This window comes from Lachnoanaerobaculum umeaense (assembly GCF_003589745.1).
In the GTDB taxonomy this organism is placed as follows: Bacteria; Bacillota; Clostridia; order Lachnospirales; family Lachnospiraceae; genus Lachnoanaerobaculum; species Lachnoanaerobaculum umeaense.
On record NZ_CP032364.1, the window covers coordinates 590,208 to 606,812 of the forward strand.

15 protein-coding genes are annotated in these 16,605 nt (G+C 34.5%); all 15 read left to right on the top strand.

Features of this window, described 5'->3' with window-relative positions; all coding sequences use genetic code 11:
* Window positions 1–9: 9 nt before the first annotated feature.
* The 15 genes from D4A81_RS02525 to D4A81_RS02595 all read left to right on the top strand — a co-directional run bounded on the left by D4A81_RS02525 (window position 10) and on the right by D4A81_RS02595 (window position 16,605).
* Window positions 10–1,311 carry an ABC transporter ATP-binding protein gene (locus D4A81_RS02525; RefSeq protein ID WP_111525767.1) on the top strand — a complete coding sequence of 434 codons (1,302 nt, stop codon included), beginning with the start codon at window positions 10–12 and terminating at the stop codon, window positions 1,309–1,311.
* Window positions 1,304–2,863 carry a class I SAM-dependent methyltransferase gene (locus D4A81_RS02530; RefSeq protein WP_111525766.1) on the top strand — a complete coding sequence of 520 codons (1,560 nt, stop codon included), beginning with the start codon at window positions 1,304–1,306 and terminating at the stop codon, window positions 2,861–2,863. The genes D4A81_RS02525 and D4A81_RS02530 overlap by 8 nt, the downstream gene beginning before the upstream one ends.
* Window positions 2,860–4,071 carry a rhamnosyltransferase WsaF family glycosyltransferase gene (locus D4A81_RS02535; protein WP_111525765.1) on the top strand — a complete coding sequence of 404 codons (1,212 nt, stop codon included), beginning with the start codon at window positions 2,860–2,862 and terminating at the stop codon, window positions 4,069–4,071. The genes D4A81_RS02530 and D4A81_RS02535 overlap by 4 nt, the downstream gene beginning before the upstream one ends.
* A 4-nt stretch (window positions 4,072–4,075) precedes the next feature.
* Complete coding sequence (locus D4A81_RS02540; protein ID WP_111525764.1) at window positions 4,076–6,025, top strand: hypothetical protein; 1,950 nt, start codon at window positions 4,076–4,078, stop codon at window positions 6,023–6,025.
* 17 nt (window positions 6,026–6,042) lie between these two features.
* Window positions 6,043–6,411 (top strand): hypothetical protein, encoded by a 369-nt coding sequence (locus D4A81_RS02545; protein ID WP_111525763.1) that lies wholly within the window; start codon window positions 6,043–6,045, stop codon window positions 6,409–6,411.
* Window positions 6,412–6,522: 111 nt separating this feature from the next.
* Window positions 6,523–7,593, top strand: coding sequence for a GHMP family kinase ATP-binding protein (locus D4A81_RS02550; protein WP_111525762.1), 1,071 nt, complete (start codon window positions 6,523–6,525; stop codon window positions 7,591–7,593).
* Between the two features lie 10 nt (window positions 7,594–7,603).
* Window positions 7,604–8,245, top strand: coding sequence for a D-sedoheptulose-7-phosphate isomerase (locus tag D4A81_RS02555; RefSeq protein WP_111525761.1), 642 nt, complete (start codon window positions 7,604–7,606; stop codon window positions 8,243–8,245).
* 49 nt (window positions 8,246–8,294) lie between these two features.
* Window positions 8,295–9,629 carry a lipopolysaccharide biosynthesis protein RfbH gene (gene rfbH / locus D4A81_RS02560; RefSeq protein WP_111525760.1) on the top strand — a complete coding sequence of 445 codons (1,335 nt, stop codon included), beginning with the start codon at window positions 8,295–8,297 and terminating at the stop codon, window positions 9,627–9,629.
* Between the two features lie 134 nt (window positions 9,630–9,763).
* Complete coding sequence (locus D4A81_RS02565) at window positions 9,764–10,165, top strand: hypothetical protein (RefSeq protein WP_111525780.1); 402 nt, start codon at window positions 9,764–9,766, stop codon at window positions 10,163–10,165.
* Between the two features lies 1 nt (window position 10,166).
* On the top strand, window positions 10,167–11,129 hold the full coding sequence (locus D4A81_RS02570) for an ABC transporter permease (RefSeq protein WP_111525759.1): 963 nt from the start codon (window positions 10,167–10,169) through the stop codon (window positions 11,127–11,129).
* On the top strand, window positions 11,126–11,998 hold the full coding sequence (gene cdaA, locus D4A81_RS02575) for a diadenylate cyclase CdaA (RefSeq protein ID WP_111525758.1): 873 nt from the start codon (window positions 11,126–11,128) through the stop codon (window positions 11,996–11,998). Before D4A81_RS02570 ends, cdaA begins: the two co-directional genes overlap by 4 nt.
* Window positions 11,982–13,313, top strand: coding sequence for a CdaR family protein (locus tag D4A81_RS02580; protein WP_111525757.1), 1,332 nt, complete (start codon window positions 11,982–11,984; stop codon window positions 13,311–13,313). The genes cdaA and D4A81_RS02580 overlap by 17 nt, the downstream gene beginning before the upstream one ends.
* A gap of 13 nt (window positions 13,314–13,326) precedes the next feature.
* Entirely contained in the window at window positions 13,327–13,596 is a 270-nt protein-coding gene (locus tag D4A81_RS02585; RefSeq protein ID WP_111525756.1) for an HPr family phosphocarrier protein, read from the top strand.
* Between the two features lie 13 nt (window positions 13,597–13,609).
* Window positions 13,610–15,334: a phosphoenolpyruvate--protein phosphotransferase gene (ptsP, locus tag D4A81_RS02590; RefSeq protein ID WP_111525755.1), complete on the top strand. Its 1,725-nt coding sequence runs from the start codon at window positions 13,610–13,612 to the stop codon at window positions 15,332–15,334.
* Entirely contained in the window at window positions 15,328–16,605 is a 1,278-nt protein-coding gene (locus D4A81_RS02595) for an O-antigen polymerase (RefSeq protein ID WP_111525754.1), read from the top strand. The genes ptsP and D4A81_RS02595 overlap by 7 nt, the downstream gene beginning before the upstream one ends.

Here is a 16,605-nt window from a genome sequence, read left to right on the forward strand (position 1 = left end):
TTGATATAGATGGAGAATGCAATTGAATTAATTGGTGTTGGAAAAAGTTATAATCTTTATGACAAACCACAGGATAGAATAAAAGAAATTTTCTCATTAACAAGGAAAAATTATCATAGAGAGTACAAGGCTCTTGATAATATTTCTTTTAGTGTAAAAAAAGGTGAGACACTGGGTATCATAGGTAGAAATGGTGCCGGTAAGTCTACATTATTAAAACTTATAACCGGTGTAATTACTCCAACAACGGGAGAAATACATACAGATGGTGAGATTTCTGCTCTTTTGGAGCTAGGAACAGGATTTAATCCGGAGTATACGGGATATGAAAACATCTTTCTAAACGGTTCTATGAGAGGTTTTTCAGATGAAGAAATGCAAGGAAAGTTAAAAGAAATCATAGATTTTGCAGATATTGGAGAATATATGGGTCAGCCGGTTAAAACATATTCAAGCGGTATGTTTGCAAGATTAGCGTTTGCAGTTATGATAAGTTTCAAGCCGGAAATACTTATAGTAGACGAAGCACTGTCTGTAGGAGATGTTTTCTTCCAACAAAAATGTAATACTTTTATGAAGGATGAGATGAAGGGGGTTACAAAACTCTTGGTAACTCATGACATGAACAGTATTGCCAATATGGCCGACAGAGTTATACTTATAGAGAGAGGAAAGATAATCAAGGAGGGAAAACCACTTGAGGTTATAGAGGATTATCTTAAACTTCTACATACAACAATCTATAAGGGAGAAGATAGCGCAGCTGAGGAACTTGAAAAAGCTGAGGTTGAAAATCAGGATACCTCTTTAAATATAGGTTCATCTGAAGATGGATGGGTAAAGTCGCCTAAAGAGAGCATAGGTGGGGCTCAAGATATTTTGATAGACAGTCAAAGAGTTTTGATAAATAAAGAGGTAGTAGATGTAGTCAAGCCAGGTGACAGGGTTAGGATAGAGTTATTAATTGATCCAAAGAAGGATGCAGACAATATTATTATAGGATATACATTTAAAGACAAGTATGGAAATAGTATTTTTGCACAGAGTACTCTTGGTGAGAATATAATGATAGAGGGAGTGAAAAATGGTGAGAGACAATATGCAAGAATTGAATTTGATTGGCCTGAAGTTAAAGAGGGGGATTATTTTTTGACTCTGGGTATAGGTGAAGGATATGATCAAATGGTACATACGGTTCAGTGCTGGGTTCATAATATTATTCACTTACAAGCTATTTCTCTTAAGCCAATGCATGGAATTATAAACCATAATATTGATAAATTTGAAATAAAGAGGATAAAAAATGAGTAATAATAAATGGATAATGACTGAACCAAAGTTTGAGAGTGATTTGATAAATCCACAGCTTAAATTTGCTTATTGGGAAGGTCATAGGGATTTTGTATACGATCTGATAAATTTTGTGAAGCCGGGAATGATTACAGAGCTTGGAAGCCAGTATGGTTGTTCACTATTTACTTTCTGTCAATCTGTAAAGGATAATGGATTAGATGCAAAGATTAGAGCAGTAGATATGTGGAGTGGAGATATAGGTGCTCCTGATACAGGTGAGGAAGTATTTGCGCTTGTAAATAAGATAAAAGATAAATTTTTTTCAAACCTAGATATAAAATTATATCAGATGAGATTTGATGATGCATTACCAGATTTTCAAGATGGTTCTATAGACATTTTACATATTGACGGAGGACATACATTTGAAGATGTGGATCATGATTTAAAGACATGGTTACCTAAATTGTCAGAAGATGGAATAATACTTTTCCATGATGTATATAGTGATATAGATGATGGTTCATGTGTACATTGGAGAGAAACAAAAAAGAAATATAGTAATTTCTTTGATTTTGAGCATAGCTGTGGACTTGGAGTACTTTTCCCGAAGTCAGATAAGTGGTATAATCGTATAAAAGATTCGGGTTTTTTTGAACTTTACAAGGATGTATATTTTTATAGGTCAAAGTTTAAATATGTTTTGAATAGATTTGATGAACTTAGTGGTTTATATGAAGAGAGATATAGAGCTATTGAGCATCAATCTGAAATGATAAAGGAACGAGATAATCGAATAGAGGCAACAGAGAAGCTTGCGGAGGAAAGACTTGAAGCAATCGAAACTCAGTCAGAAATGATAAAGGAACGAGATAATCGAATAGAGGCAACAGAGAAGCTTGCGGAGGAAAGACTTGAAGCAATCGAAACCCAGTCAGAAATGATAAAGGAACGAGATAATCGAATAGAGGCAACAGAGAAGCTTGCAGAGGAAAGACTTGAAGCAATCGAAACTCAGTCAGAAATGATAAAGGAACGAGATAATCGAATAGAGGCAACAGAGAAGCTTGCGGAGGAAAGACTTGAAGCAATCGAAACTCAGTCTGAAATGATAAAGGAACGAGATAATCGAATAGAGGCAACAGAGAAGCTTGCGGAGGAAAGACTTGAAGCAATCGAAACTCAGTCAGAAATGATAAAGGAACGAGATGAGCGAATAGAGGCAACAGAGAAGCTTGCGATTGAAAGACTTGAAGCAATCGAAACTCAGTCAGAAATGATAAAGGAGCGAGATGAGCGAATAGAGGTTGCAGAGAGATTGGCAGTAGAAAGATTACAAGCTATCGATAATCAATCTGCTATGATACGAGAGCGAGACGAAAAAATAAATGCTTTAGAAGACATTGCAAACGAAAGATTGAATATTATTAAGGAAAAGGATGAGCATATAGCTAAAATAGAGACTAAGATGAAGGAGGTTGAAGATAGAAAAGCTGAGCTTAAGAAGATAATAGACAATCATATAATGTCTAGATGGGAATATAGAAAAAAATTTGGAGGAGATATATGAGAGCAGCGTGGGTATTACCGTCATTTATAGAGGGATCTGGAGGTCATAGAACAATATTACAGAACATTCAATATATGATTAACCAAGGTGATGAGTGTGATGTATATGTAGAGGACAAGAATGATGTAAAAGATGTTGCAGAGCTTGAGAAAATGGTAAAAAAATTCTTTGGAAACTGTGATGCAAGGTTCTTTCTTGGGTATGATATTAAAGGTGAATATGATATTATATTTGCTACAGCCTGGTATACAGCTAAAGTTGTAAGAGATTGTGGTCTAAATGCTGTGAAAGCTTATTTTATTCAAGATTTTGAGGCGTTGTTCAACCCTATGGGTGACGGTTATTTACTTGCATGTAATTCTTATTGTTATGGATTAAAACCTGTGACGATAGGAAGATGGTTATCTCATAAGATGAAAACTGAGTATAATACAGATTCTCAATTTTTTGATTTCTGTGCAGATCAAAAAGTATATAAAAAACTTAATAATGTAGAGAAGGAAAATGCTATATGTTTTATATATCAACCTGATAAACCTAGAAGATGCAGTATGGTTGGTATAGAGGCACTTGGAATTGTGAAATTTTTACGTCCGGATATAAAAATTTATTTGTATGGGTCTACTATAAAGGGTAATGTATGGTTTGAACATGAAAATCTTGGAATTATACCAATTGAGAAGTGTAATGAGCTTTATAATAAGTGTAGTGTTGGGCTATGTATAAGTTCTTCAAATCCATCAAGAATTCCATTTGAGATGATGGCAGCAGGATTGCCTGTAGTTGACTTATTTATGGAAAATAACTTATATGATATGCCGGAGGTGGGAGTATCATTGGCACACTATACTCCGGAATCTATCGCAAAGGCACTTATAGACATTCTTGACGACAAAGATAAGGCAAAACAAATGTCAGAGTATGGACAAGAATATATGAAAGATAAGGATTTGGTACATGGCTATAAACAGTTCTATGAGGCTGTAAAAAGAATGGTTACTAACACAGTTCCATCAAATGATACTTTTGAAAAGCTTTATAATGGTAAGCCGGTGGTAGCTGATGTGATGATGAATCAAAAACTCGAGGATAGATATGAAGCTCCTGTTATGGTGGATAATTCACTCCTAGGCAAGCTTAAGAGGGTAAGATTTATTAGAAAGAGTAAATTGATTCGTAAAATATGGTATAAATTTAAAGGGATTTAGAAGTATGGAAAACAAGAATTATAAATTATTGTCTTTGGATATTTGGGACACCATACTTAGAAGAAAATGTCATCCAGATGCAATAAAGGTATATACCTCAAGGGAGTTTTATCTCAAGGCAAAAGATTATATAAAATCAGATAAAAGAAATCTAAGAGAGTTGACAAAACTTAGGGTAGATGTAGAAAGAGAGATTGGTACAGAAAGTAAAGATTCCGGATTTGATGACGAATATAATATAAAAGATGTATTCAGGAGATGGATAAAGTATTCTTGTGATAGAGATTATCCGGATTGTGATGCTTTAGTTGAAGAATTATATGATGTTGAGTTAAATTGTGAATTAAGAAACATTTATTTGGATCCAACTATTGATAGTACTATCGAGTCGATTAAGCATGAAAAATTGGTTTGCATCTCCGATTTTTATACGGATAAATTCTTTTTACAAAGACTGATTGATAGTGTAGGAATGAAAAATAAAATTGATGAGATTTATTGTTCATGCGACTATAAGGTAAATAAGAGATCAGGACGACTTTTTGAATTGGTAGAGAAAGAGTGTAATGTAATTCCACCTGAACATATTCATATAGGAGATAATGGTTATAGTGATGTTGAAGTTCCAAAAAGACTTGGAATAGATGCAATACACTATTTGCCGGATGAAGAACATAAGATGCGGAAAGATAGAGAAGCAGCTTTTGTGTTAGATGTAAAGAACTCTTTGAGATATAAAGGATTTCCATTATCTTCGGATAGGGATATAAGTCTTTTCTTCTATGGATTTATATCAGATATAATGGAAAACTGTATTGAAAAAAATATAAGAAAAATATATTTTTTTACAAGAGAGGGAGAGTTTTATAAAGAAATATTTGATTCCCTTTCAGAGTTTTATGATGAAAGCATTGTACCTAAATCATATATTCTTGAAGTAAGTAGACTCTCTACATTTGTGGCTTCATTGAGAGAATTTACATTGGATGAAATGATGCGACTATGGAATCAGTATTCTATACAGTCTATGCGTGCAATGTTCAAGTCTTTAGCAATGGAAATAGAAAATGTTAAGGGATTTTTAAATAGATATTCAATAAATCCTGATGAAATACTTACATATCCTTGGACATTGGAGCCCGTACAAAAGTTGTTTGCGGATATAGAGTTTAAGGACTTTATGGAGAAGCATATAGAAAATAAAAAGCAGCAGCTATTAGACTATTGTAAAGGTAAGAGTTTAACAGAAGAAATGAATGAAGAAATAGCAATTGTAGATATAGGCTGGAGAGGTACTATTCAGGACAATTTATGTTATATATTCAAGAATGCTATGATACATGGTTATTATGTTGGACTTATACAATTCCTTAATAAACAGCCGGATAATTCAAGAAAGTGTGGATATCTGGATAAATGTAGTTTTGCAAGAGCACTTTTAACAATTTCTACTCCATTTGAGATGATTTGCAATTCTCCAAATGGAAGTACCGTAGGGTATGAAAAGAATGAAAAAGGAATTACATTAGCTATTAGAAACAATGAAAAGAGTGAGGATGATATTTTCTTTAAATACACAAAAAAATTACAGGAAAAAGTATTGAGTGAGTGTATAGAACTTGGAAAATATTGTTGTGATAATTTTATTACATCAGAAGATATTAGAAATGATGCTTATGAAGCACTTAGAAGTTTTATATATTATCCGGATAGAGAAACAGTAAATTCTTATTTTAGCCTAACACACAATGAGGAGTTTGGAGTAGGTGCTTATGTAGATAAGAGAACTGTATTTAGACCGGTTTTGATGTTTCTTGCAGTTTTTAGTAAGAAAAAGAGACAGGAGTTTAAGGATTTTTTGAGAGATACTACATGGCCTCAAGGATATCTCACAAAGTATAGGCTGTATCCATTGATAAAAATCTACAATAATATATTGGAGAAGTATTATTAGAGGAAGGGCTTAATATAATGAAAAATATAAAAAAATTAATAATTATTTTGATGGCTATACTGTCTTTTAGTACAATGACAGCCTTTGCTGAAGAATTTGGTAATGTTGGAAGCATAACAAATCAGACAATAGAAGATGGTAGTGATTGGATTATAGTAAATCCTGGGGAGAGTGGAAGAGGAATTATTATTCAGGATGAAAATAAGAATCCTGTGCTTACTGTGGATAGATATGGTGCAATATACATAAAAGGGAAGCTTTTTATAAACGATAAGGAATATACTGATTCTTTTAAAGGTGCGTTTACACCTATAAATGGCTTCATATATTCATTATTAGCAGTTTCACTTTTGTTACATATTGTAAGTTTCATGAGAAAGAAATAATATTGTTTAGCAGGATGTGTTTGCACCCTGCTTTTTATGTATATAATCAAAGTTTGCACAGTGAGTTAGTTTATGTTAGTATGGTGCATATACATAATTAGGAGATATTAAATGATTATTCGTTCAAAGGCACCATTGCGTGTAAGTTTTGGTGGTGGTGGTACTGATGTAGCTCCATTTTGTGAAAATCAAGGTGGAGTCATTATAGGAAGTACTATAAATAAATATGCATATTGTTCTATCTTACCAAGAAATGATGAAGAGATAATAGTACATTCTTTGGATTTTGATATGACGGTAAAATATAATACAAAAGAAAATTTTGTATATGATGGTAAGTTGGATTTGGTAAAAGCAGCACTAAAGGCTATGGATATAAAAGAAGGCTGTGAAGTTTACTTGCATTGTGATGCACCTCCTGGTTCTGGATTAGGTACCAGTTCGACTGTAACTGTTGCACTGCTTAGTGCTATGGCAAAGTGGAAGAGAATAGATTTAGATACTTATCGAATGGCTGATTTGGCATTTGGAGTGGAGAGAATAGATCTTGGAATATCAGGAGGATATCAAGATCAGTATGCAACTACATTTGGTGGTTTTAATTTTATGGAGTTTCATGGCAGAAATAATGTAGTGGTAAATCCTCTTAGAATACACAAAGAGATAATACATGAATTAGAGTACAATCTTATTATGTGTTATACTGGAGGTGTACATGTTTCTGCCAATATTATTGATGACCAAGTAAAAAATTATGAAAATCAGGATTCATTTATGGCTATGTGTGAAGTAAAGGCTTTAGCATATGCTATGAAGGATGAATTATTAAAAGGAAATTTGAATGCATTTGGAAAATTGTTGGATTATAGTTGGAACAGTAAAAAAAGAATGAGTAATAAAATTTCAAATCCGGCTATAGATGCACTATATAATAGAGCAAAGCAAGATGGTGCTATAGGTGGAAAACTACTTGGTGCCGGTGGTGGAGGATTTTTACTCATATATTGTCCTTTTAATGCTAGGCATAAAGTAGCTGCGGGACTTGAAGATATGGGTGGACAAATTTTAGATTGGAACTTCGAACTTCGGGGAGTACAAAGTTGGATTGTTGATACTGATAGATGGGATTATCAAAGTATTGACATTAGGCTACCGGAGGGAGAATTCAGATTTGATGTATGATTGAGGTTTTATGGAAGAAAATATTATAAAAATATTAGATGACTTGATTAGTAGATATCCCAAACTCAATATAGTGAAGAATAATATTTGGATGTCCTATAAGATTTTAGAAAAATCCTATTTAAATGGTGGTAAACTATTAATAGCTGGAAATGGTGGAAGTGCAGCAGATTCAGAGCATATAGTTGGTGAGCTGATGAAGGGATTTATTAAACCTAGAAGTCTAAAGGAAGACTTACAAGAGAAGCTAAAGAATATCGACAAAAATATGGGGGATGTCTTAGCAGAAAGTTTGCAAGGGGCATTACCTGCTATTTCGGTCACAGGTCATGTAGGACTTTCGACGGCATATTTAAATGATTGTAATCCATTGCTTTCATTTGCACAACAAGTAAATGGCTTTGGTAAAGAGGGAGATGTATTCCTTGGAATTTCAACTTCCGGAAATTCTGAAAATATATTATATGCTTTAGTGACGGCTAAAGCAAAAGGTCTGATAACCATTGGACTTTCAGGTAGAGATGGTGGTAAAATGAGAGAGTTTTGTGATGAAATAATAATAGTTCCTGAAAAAGAGACATTTAAAATTCAGGAGTTTCATTTACCTATATATCATTCGCTATGTCTTATGCTAGAAGAGAGATTTTTCTAGGAAGTGTATATTTGTAAAAAACAATGATAAATATTAGCTTGGAGGAGAGATGTTTAAAACACAAGAAGAAGCTCGCAAAGAGATCTTGGAGTTGGTAAAGGGCTACCATGACAAGTTTCATAATATAAAAAAGGAATTTAAAGAAGGCGACAGGATAACGTATGCTTCAAGGGTTTATGATTCTGAAGAAATGGTTAACCTTGTAGATGCTTCATTGGATTTTTGGCTGACTGCCGGAAGATATTTTTATGAGTTTGAAGATAAATTTGCAAAACAATTTGGTGTGAAGTATGTATCACTTGTAAACTCGGGATCAAGTGCGAATTTGCTTGCATTTATGACTTTAACTTCTCCACTGCTGGGAGAAAGGCAGGTAAAGAGAGGAGATGAGGTCATCACTGTGGCATGTGGATTCCCTACAACAGTAACACCTATGATTCAATATGGTGCAGTACCTGTATTTGTAGATGTAACAATACCACAGTACAATATTGATGTAACTAAACTTGAGGAGGCTTTATCACCAAAGACAAAGGCTGTTATGGTGGCGCATACTCTAGGAAATCCATTTGACCTGGAAGCAGTTTTGGCTTTTTGTAAAAAGCATAATTTATGGCTTATTGAGGACAATTGTGATGCACTTGGAAGTATGTATGTCATAGATGGCGAAAAGAAGTTTACCGGTACTATCGGAGATATAGGTACCTCAAGCTTCTATCCACCACATCATATGACTATGGGTGAAGGTGGTGCAGTATATACATCTAATCCTCTTTTGAATAGGATAATAAAGTCTATGAGGGATTGGGGAAGAGACTGTGTATGTCACTCAGGACAGGATAATATGTGTGGACATAGATTTGATCGTCAGTATGGAGAACTTCCATTTGGATATGATCACAAGTATGTATATTCACACTTTGGGTATAATCTTAAGCCTACGGATCTTCAGGCAGCAGTAGGGTTGGCACAATTAAAAAAGTTCCCGGAGTTTGTAAAAAAGAGAAGAGAAAACTATAAGAGACTCTATGATGCATTAAGAATTGTGGAGGATAAGATTATATTACCTGTTCCTGCAAATAATGCAGATCCAAGCTGGTTTGGCTTTCTCATTACATGTAAGGAGGGAGTTGACAGAGCAAAACTTGTTAATAAGTTAGAGTCAAACGGTATTCAAACCAGAATGCTGTTTGCCGGTAATTTGATTAAGCATCCTTGCTTTGATCAGATGAGAGCGACTAATGAAGGATATAGAGTAGTAGGTGAACTTAAAAATACTGATCGAATCATGAATGATACATTCTGGGTGGGAGTATATCCTGGAATGTCAGATGATAAGCTTGACTATATAGCTAAGAATATAATAGAGGGAGTAAGGGAGTAAAAATACTGGGGCTGAGGTACATTGTACACAGCCTCTTTTGTTGTAAAAACTATGGTTTTGCCTATATTTGCTATGCAACCATAGATATGATATAATGATAAAAAAGTTGCAGAAAGTTTTTGATGGGTGAATATATGCTAAATGAAGAAAAGATAAAGCAGATGACTGAATTAGCATTATTGAAAAAGAGAAAGGGCGAGCAAATGTTTGAAATTGATAATTATTTCAAAGAAGACTATGTTGGTAAACAAATGCTTAGGTCTTTTTTTGTTTATACCTTTTGCTTTATTCTTATAGTTATTTTGGCAATTCTTTATAATTTGGAAGATCTGATGTCAAGTGTAAATCCGATAGGATTATTTTCAATTGTTTATATTGTTATATATATACTTGGACTCATTGCATTTGAATTAATTACATATAGATTTTTTTCGAAAAAATATGACGAGGCACAGAGGAATTTAAAGGTGTACAACGATAGATTGAATTATTTTGAAAAGAAATTTGACAGCAAATCGCAAAATAACGGAGGTTAGAATGCTACAGCTATATGTGTTTAGAAACAGCTTGAAGAGTTTCTATGCAAAATACTACTCGATAATAGATAAGGGAATAAAATATATAATATTGTTTACAGCTATGATGCTTATAAATCTTAATTTGGGTTATCAAACTAAGCTGTCTATAATACATATACCTATTGTTTTGGCTATAGTAGGTGCTTTCTTGCCATATATGGCAGGAGTTGTTATAGTGGCAGTTTTTTTGATGGTGCATTTGTTTGCGGCTTCATTTGAGTTGGCATTGCTTGTAGGCATTATATTTATACTGACATTTTTCATGTATTACAGTTTTGGAAAGAAGGACAGTGTGCTTTTGCTTATTGTTCCCATACTTTTTTCTATAAAGATACCATATGTTATTCCACTGGTAGTCGGACTTATGGGAAGTACAGTAAGTATAATACCTATTATGGCAGGAATACTTATATATTTTACATGTACTTTTGCAAAGCAGAATATAGGAGTATTGACAAATACTCAATCTGTAGATATTGCCCAGAGATATTCACAGGCTATAAATGGTGTTTTTTCAAATAAAACTATGATTTTATTTCTGATTGCATTTGCTTTGACGACTTTTATAGTATATATGGTACATAAGCAAAATATGGATTATGCTTGGCAAATAGCCATTGCAGCAGGTACTATTACTATTTTAGTAAGCATATTTGCAGGAGATTTTATTTTTGATATATCTACTCCTCTTTTTGACTTTATAATTGGACTTGCGATATCTGTGATCATTGCGTATGTGTATAATTTCTTCGTTTTTTCAGTGGATTATACAAGGTCTGAATATGCACAGTTTGAGGATGATGATTATTATTATTTTGTTAAGGCTGTGCCAAAGATTACAGTTTCAGCTGCAGATAAAAAAGTACAGTCGTTCAGCACAAAGGGAAAAAAGAAGAACAAGAATAATGGGGGTAGTGAATGAATATAATCACGAAGATGCTGCGTGATGGTCTTTCATATTTTCCACGTATAGATATACTGAATGTAATAGAAATCCTGATTATAGCATATATCGTATATGAGATAATGACATGGATTACAAAGACCAGAGCATGGACTCTACTGAAGGGGTTGATTCTTATTTTGGCCTTTACAATAATATCATATATATTACATTTTGATGTTATACTATGGATACTTGGTAGGATTGCAACCATTGCAGTAACTGCACTTGTTATAATATTTGCTCCGGAGCTAAGAAAGGCCCTTGAGCAGCTTGGAAATAAGAATATAATGAAGATATTTGCCTTTGATAACAAAATAAGTGATGACAGCATAAACAGAAGTACCATAGAAGAGCTTATAAATGCTGCCTTCACTATGTCAAAGCCTAGGACTGGAGCTTTAATGGTGATAGAGAGAAATGAAAATCTGTCGAATATAGAAAGTACCGGTATTTTGATAAACGGTATAGTATCCAGTCAGCTTCTTATCAATATATTTGAGCATAATACACCATTACATGATGGTGCTGTACTTATAAGGGGAAATACTATTGTGTCTGCAACATGTTACTTGCCTCTTTCTGAGAATATGAGAATCAGCAAGGATTTGGGAACTAGACATAGAGCAGCTATTGGTATCAGTGAGGTGTCAGATTCTATTACAATTGTAGTGTCTGAGGAGACAGGAAGGGTTTCAGTAGCGATTGGAGGTAACCTTATAAAAGTAAATGATAGTGAAGAATTACGAAAAGAACTTTCTATTCTACTTGAAGATAAGCCGGAAGAGAAGAGCAGCTCTTTACTATCAAAGTTGTTGAAAGGAAGAGGTAATGATAAAGACAAATAATCTTGTTTTGAAAATTAGCTCTTTGGCTATAGCGTTTTTTGTATGGATCGTGGTAATAAATATCTCAAATCCTATAGTTACAAGGACTCAGAATGTTGCTTTGAGTGTGGTAAATGCAAATATTATTACAGATGCAGGCAAGACATACTCATTGATGGGGGCTAATACAGTAACTGTCAGCTATGAGGTAAGGACAAGAGATGAAGGAAGAATATCGTCATCAGATTTTAAGGCATCTATAGACCTTGGAAATATGTATGATATAACCGGTGCTGTACCTATCTCAGTGGAAGTGGTGAACAATAAGAATCTTATAGTTGGAGCGGTGACAACAAAGCCCGGTATTGTAAGAGTTGGTATTGAGGACTTGCAAAGAAAAGAGTTTACACTGACTACAAAGCTTAAAGGTACTCCTTCAGACGGATATTCTGTTGGAGAGGTCAAACTTGATAAGCAGAATGTGACACTTACAGGTCCGGTTTCGGTAATAGGACAGATAAGTCAGGTAGGAGTGGAGATAGATGTTAGCGGATTTGACAGTAATGTAGTAGGTAAGGCTGAGCTGAAGTATTTTGATGCTAATGGAAATTCATTTATCATATCAGATGACAGAGTAAGTAAAAGTTTTGATACAGTGGGATACAGTTTGGTTATGCTCAATGGTAGGGCCTTGTCAGTCAATTTTGATGTTGGGGGAAATGTTGCAGATGGATACAGATTTACCGGAGCTGAAAGTAGCACAAAGTCTATACAGGTTAGAGGGCAACCGGAGGTCTTGGAGGGATTGAATGCTATCACTATACCTGCAAATGCACTTAATGTTGAGGGAGCTACAAGTGATATTATTGTAAATGTAGATGTCAAGGATTTTCTTCCGGAAGATGTGACTGCAATAGGAGATACAAATATTACGGTTACATTGAAGGTAGAGGCGCTTGATAAGAAGTCTTTTAATTTGACAGTAAGTGATTTGGATATAGATGGAGCCAGGTCGGGTGTTGCTACAAGTATTGTACCTGAGAGGATAACTGTGGTTGTTTCAGGTTTGACTGCAAATCTTGAGTCTGTGACCGGCTCGGATTTGAAAGCTACACTGGATGTCAGTGGCATGAACCTAGGCAGTAATGTGGGAAGCCTTACATTTGAATTGCCGACAGGATTAAGTGTAGATTCATATACTCCTTTTGAAGTAATAATAGGAAATCACACAAATGATAGGAGTGAAACAAATGTAGCAGAAACAACTACTGCTACAGAGCAAAGTACTATAGTAGAACAAACTACTACACAAAGTAGCTCAGCTACAGAAAACTAAGGGAGGTTTTTGAATGGTTTCAGAAGATTTAAAGGTTATAAATCCAAGTGGATTACATCTACGACCTGCAGGTAGCTTATGTAAGGAAGCATTGAAGTTTGATTCCAAAATAAAGATTATATTTGGAGACAGTACTGCAAATGCAAAAAGTGTACTTAGTGTACTTGCTACATGTGTTAAATGTGGGGATACGATCACAATCACATGTGAGGGGAAAGATGAGAATGAGGCTATGGATGCTTTAAAGAATTTGATAAATTCAGGTTTTGGTGAAGTAAAGTAAGTAGAGGTTTATCATGAAGATTTATGGTGTGGGAGCAGCCGATGGTATTGGTATCGGTGTTGCAAGAGTAGTCAAGGAACAGAGTGTAGAAGTTATAAGGAAAACTGTTTCAGATATTGAAGCTGAAGTGTCAAACTTTATGGAAGTTTTGGAACTGACTAAGGCGGAGACAGAAGAGATGTCACAGGCTCTAGAAAAAAATGCCTCAGCAAAGGAAGCAGAGATTCTATTTGGACATATTATGCTTATGTCAGATCCGATGCTTGTGGATGAGATAGTAAATCGTATAAAATCTGAGAGCATTTGTGCAGAGTACATGATTGAGGAAGTATGCAATCAGTATGCAGCGGTATTTGCTTCAATGGATGATGAATTGATGCAGCAAAGGGCTACTGATATGTTGGATATTAAAACCAGACTTATAAAGAAGATTTTGGGAATGGAAAATACCGATCTCTCAAAACTTCCGTATGGTAGTATTTTGGTGGCTAAAGATCTTACACCTTCTATGACTGCCGGCCTTAATCCGGAGAATGTGCTTGGCATTGTTACAGAACTTGGAGGAAAGACATCACACTCTGCAATACTGGCTAGAGCACTTGAGATACCGGCTGTAGTAGGCCTTTTTGATTTACCACAAGATATAACTGAAGGCACAGAAATACTTTTAGATGGTGAAAATGGAGAGGTTATCATAATGCCTACCGAAGATGAAAAATCTGATTATGATAATAAAAAGAAAGAGTATGATGCCAAGAAGGAACTTTTAAAGAGATACAAGGAGTTACCAAGTATTTCTAAAGATGGCAAGAAGGTGGAGATAGCCGGAAATATTGGTAGTCCAGAGGATGCCAAGAAGGTTATTTTAAGCGGTGGAGAAGGTATAGGTCTGTTTAGAACAGAGTTCCTCTTTATGGATAGAGATGGAATGCCTAGTGAGGATGAGCAGTTTGAAAGCTATAAAGAAGTAGCTATAGCCATGGAAGGTAAGCCTGTAATTATCAGAACATTAGATATAGGTGGTGATAAAGAGATTCCCTATATGGGAATAGAGCAGGATGAGAATCCTTTCTTAGGTTATCGTGCTATAAGACTTTGCCTTGATAGAAAGAATGATATCTATATACCTCAGTTGCGTGCATTGCTTCGTGCAAGTGCTTTTGGAAATATAAAAATCATGTTGCCACTTATAACTTCTATGGATGAGATAAAGGAAGCTAAGGCTTTGATAAATGATATAAAATCGGAGTTTGATTTAAATGGAATTGCATACAATAAGGATATAGAAGTAGGTATAATGGTGGAGACTGCTGCTGCATCATTGCTTGCTGATATTTTTGCAAAAGAGGTGGATTTCTTTAGTATAGGTACAAATGATTTGATACAGTATACTATGTCTGTGGATAGAGGCAATGTAAAGATTGCCGGTCTTTACTCACCATTTTCACCGGCAGTACTTAGAAGTATTAATAGGATAATTACAGAGGGTAAGAAAGCCGGAATTATGGTTGGTATGTGTGGTGAGGCCGCTGCAGATCCTTTACTTATTCCTGTACTTCTTGCTTGGGGATTAGATGAATTTTCTATGTCTGCATCAAGCATATTAAAGTCAAGACAGATAATATCTCTATGTGACAGCAAGGCACTTTTATCTAAGGTCGATAAGGTGCTTGAGATGGCAACAGAGAGTGAGATAAAAGATTATTTAAAGAAAATAATAGAGGAGATTGGATGTTAATATATCTGGTTTGTAGTCTATTAGCGTATTTATTTTCCCGGATAGAGCAATATGCCCTGTCCGGGTTTGTGCTAATTGTAGTGGCAATATATCTGTATATCAAGGAATACAGATACTCAAAGTCACTTGTGAACCTTCGTGGAATATTCTCACTGGCATTTGTGGGAGGTGAGGGTTTGGCTGCGATGAAGTTGTCATATCTTGCAAAACCCTGGAGTAATATTACTTGGATTGCTCTTTTTTTGGCTTTTGGAAGTTTTTATATAGTATTTGAGACTTTAAAAAGATATAAGGGTAATCCTTATGATAAAAGAGAAAGAATTCTTGAAAAAAGTAATGAGAACAGATTGTATGCTTGTATAATAATACTTGCTATGGTATCTGTTATAGCATTTAATATTGAGGCTATTGTACTTGGTTTTATTCCATTATTTGAGAAGGGTGTGCCTCATGCATATTCATATTTTCACATTTCAGGAGTACATTATTTTACAGTAAGTTGTATTTTAGTACCTTCGCTCAGTATGATATATCTAAATGAGGAGGAAAAAATAAATATTATAAAATTGGTATTTTTATGTGTTGCAAATATTATTGCTATGCTGATACCAATACTCTGTGTATCAAGGTTTCAGTTTATGTTTGCTGTACTTATGGCATTTGTGACATTGCTGATTTTAAAGAGGGAGAGGATAAAACCTATATATTTTATAATAGTAATTGTAGTAATAGTGCCGGTATATTTGCTATTGTCAGTGGCAAGAAGCCATGATGTTGAGTATTTGAACAGTATATTTGAGATGAAATACAGCTTTCCAATTTTTGTAAGTCAACCATATATTTATATTGCAAACAATTATGATAATCTGGATATACTGATTAAGGAATTGCCAAAACATAGCTTAGGAATAAAGGGATTATTTCCGGTTTGGGCACTTACAGGACTTAAGTTTGTTTATCCGAAGATAGTGGATTTTCCTATTTTTGTAAATAAGACGGAGCTTACAACAGTTACATTATTCTATGATGCATTTTATGATTTTGGAATAGTAGGTGTTGGAGTTTTTTCGGCAATTTTGGGTGGTGTCAGCTATTTATTTGAAAGATGGATAAGGAGCACAAGGCATGCAGCCTTTTATATGATCTATGCACAGGGGTTTGTATACCTGGCCCTTTCATTCTTTACAACATGGTTTTCGAATCCCACAACATGGTTTTATTTTATAGTGACTTTAATAATATTTATTATTTGTGAACAGAGGAATAAGTAG

Coding starts and splice junctions, on each gene's coding strand:
- D4A81_RS02555 (WP_111525761.1), top strand. CDS start 7,604: ATGGAAGAAAATATTATAAAAATATTAGATGACTTGATTAGTAGATAT.
- ptsP (WP_111525755.1), top strand. CDS start 13,610: ATGAAGATTTATGGTGTGGGAGCAGCCGATGGTATTGGTATCGGTGTT.
- D4A81_RS02530 (WP_111525766.1), top strand. CDS start 1,304: ATGAGTAATAATAAATGGATAATGACTGAACCAAAGTTTGAGAGTGAT.
- D4A81_RS02570 (WP_111525759.1), top strand. CDS start 10,167: ATGCTACAGCTATATGTGTTTAGAAACAGCTTGAAGAGTTTCTATGCA.
- D4A81_RS02550 (WP_111525762.1), top strand. CDS start 6,523: ATGATTATTCGTTCAAAGGCACCATTGCGTGTAAGTTTTGGTGGTGGT.
- D4A81_RS02540 (WP_111525764.1), top strand. CDS start 4,076: ATGGAAAACAAGAATTATAAATTATTGTCTTTGGATATTTGGGACACC.
- D4A81_RS02535 (WP_111525765.1), top strand. CDS start 2,860: ATGAGAGCAGCGTGGGTATTACCGTCATTTATAGAGGGATCTGGAGGT.
- D4A81_RS02525 (WP_111525767.1), top strand. CDS start 10: ATGGAGAATGCAATTGAATTAATTGGTGTTGGAAAAAGTTATAATCTT.
- D4A81_RS02595 (WP_111525754.1), top strand. CDS start 15,328: ATGTTAATATATCTGGTTTGTAGTCTATTAGCGTATTTATTTTCCCGG.
- cdaA (WP_111525758.1), top strand. CDS start 11,126: ATGAATATAATCACGAAGATGCTGCGTGATGGTCTTTCATATTTTCCA.
- rfbH (WP_111525760.1), top strand. CDS start 8,295: ATGTTTAAAACACAAGAAGAAGCTCGCAAAGAGATCTTGGAGTTGGTA.
- D4A81_RS02585 (WP_111525756.1), top strand. CDS start 13,327: ATGGTTTCAGAAGATTTAAAGGTTATAAATCCAAGTGGATTACATCTA.
- D4A81_RS02580 (WP_111525757.1), top strand. CDS start 11,982: ATGATAAAGACAAATAATCTTGTTTTGAAAATTAGCTCTTTGGCTATA.
- D4A81_RS02545 (WP_111525763.1), top strand. CDS start 6,043: ATGAAAAATATAAAAAAATTAATAATTATTTTGATGGCTATACTGTCT.
- D4A81_RS02565 (WP_111525780.1), top strand. CDS start 9,764: ATGCTAAATGAAGAAAAGATAAAGCAGATGACTGAATTAGCATTATTG.